Here is a 1,810-nt window from a genome sequence, read left to right as displayed (position 1 = left end):
GCTGTCGGACGCCTGGCTCGCCGGCGCGGTGGCTTCGAAAAAAGCCTGTATTCGCACTCCAGCCGACATCAAGGGCTTGAAGATCCGATCGGCCGGGCCGACCTTCGCCGCGATGTGGCAGGCGGCCGGCGCCTCCATCGTCTCGGTGCCGAGCAACGAGGTCTACAACGCGCTGCAGACCGGCGTCGCCGAGGCGACCGACACCAGCACCGGCAGCTTCGTTTCGTTCCGCATCTACGAGCAGGTGAAATGCATCACCGCGCCGGGCGATAACGCCCTTTGGTTCATGTACGAGCCGGTGCTGATGTCGAAGAAGAGCTTCGATAAGCTCAACAAAAAGCAGCAGGAAACGCTGCTCAAAGCGGGCAAGAAGGCGCAGGAATACTTCGCCAAGGAGACCAAAGGCCTGGACGACGCGATGGTCAAGGTGTTCACGGAGCACAAGGTCGAGGTGGTTACACTGACGCCGGCGGAGTACGACGCGTGGGTCAAGGTCGCCAAGGAAAGCTCCTACGCCGAATTCGCCAAGGAAGTGCCGGACGGCAAGCAACTGATCGACGATGCACTGAGCGTCAAGTAAGCCTAAACCCCGGTGGCGGGCGGCAAGCGCCGCCCGCCGATTCGTTCCCTCCCCCGTAACCGGCCCGCGGGCCACAAGCGATGGACCGTTCATGGACATATTTGTCCGCACCGTCAGATTCATCTCCCAGCTGTTCGGCTACCTCGCCGCCGCTCTGATCGCGCTCAGCGTCGTCGTAGTCTGCCACATGGTATTCGTGCGCTACGCGCTCAACCAGAACACGATCTGGCAGACCGATTTCGTCACCTACTGCCTGGTTGCCGCGACCTTCGTCGGCAGCCCCTTCGTGCTCACGACGCGGGGCCACGTCGCCGTCGACGTGCTGCCGCTGTATTCGGCTCCGCGCCCGCGCTGGTGGCTGGCGCTGTTCGCTGCCGCGGTGACGCTATTTTTCTGCGTGGCGATGACCGTACTCACGTTCCAGTTCTGGCGCGAGGCCTGGGACAACAAATGGGTGTCCGATACCATGTGGCGGGCGCGACTGTGGATCCCCTATTCGGCCCTGCCCATCGGCCTCGGCCTGTTGACCCTACAGTGCCTCGCCGACCTGATGGGCCTGGTCAGCGGTCGCGAACCGCCGTTCGGCATAACCAAGGCTCGTCGGTGATGAGCCCGGGAATGCAGGGGACCTTGGTCCTGATTCTCACGCTGATGATGTTGCTCTCGGGCGCGCCCGTCGCAGTCGGCCTCGGCACGATAGCGATCATATTCATCGTGATCTTCCAGGGTTTCGACGCGCTGCACGTGGTGGCCGAGACTTTCTATGCGGGACTGAACGACTTCACCCTGGTGTCGATTCCGATGTTCGTGATGATGGGGGCCGCGATCGGCTCCTCCCCCGCGGGCAAGGATCTCTACGAAGCGCTGGACCGCTGGCTCTATCGCGTGCCCGGCGGTCTGGCGATTTCCAACCTCGGCGCGTGCGCCATTTTCGCCGCGCTTACCGGCTCCTCGCCTGCGTGTTGCGCCGCCATCGGCAAAATGGGCATCCCGGAGATGCGCCGGCGCGGCTACCCCGACGACGTCGCGACGGGCTCGATCTGCGCCGGCGGCACGCTCGGCATCCTGATCCCGCCCTCGATCACCTTCATTCTCTACGGCATCGCCACCGAGACCTCGATCGGGCGCCTGTTCCTCGCCGGCGTGCTGCCGGGCCTGATGCTCACCGGGTTGTTCATGGCATGGACCCTGTTCATCATCTGGAAGAGAGGATTCCGGTCGCACGCGGTG

General features: G+C 63.8%; 3 protein-coding genes. All 3 read left to right on the top strand.

Annotated features, from left to right (window positions below; translation table 11 throughout):
- Positions 1-580 (top strand): TRAP transporter substrate-binding protein DctP (dctP, locus tag VF515_16195; protein ID HEX7409171.1); only part of this gene is annotated, 580 nt, incomplete at its 5' end.
- A 91-nt stretch (positions 581-671) separates the two neighbouring features.
- Complete coding sequence (locus VF515_16190) at positions 672-1,187, top strand: TRAP transporter small permease (GenBank protein ID HEX7409170.1); 516 nt, start codon at positions 672-674, stop codon at positions 1,185-1,187.
- Positions 1,187-1,810 (top strand): TRAP transporter large permease subunit (locus tag VF515_16185; protein HEX7409169.1); only part of this gene is annotated, 624 nt, incomplete at its 3' end. The genes VF515_16190 and VF515_16185, both read left to right, overlap by 1 nt.

The organism is Candidatus Binatia bacterium, from assembly GCA_036382395.1.
Taxonomy (GTDB): Bacteria; Desulfobacterota; Binatia; order HRBIN30; family HRBIN30; genus JAGDMS01.
The sequence above is the reverse complement of the archived record's forward strand: the minus strand, read 5'-3'. Positions and strand labels throughout refer to the sequence as shown.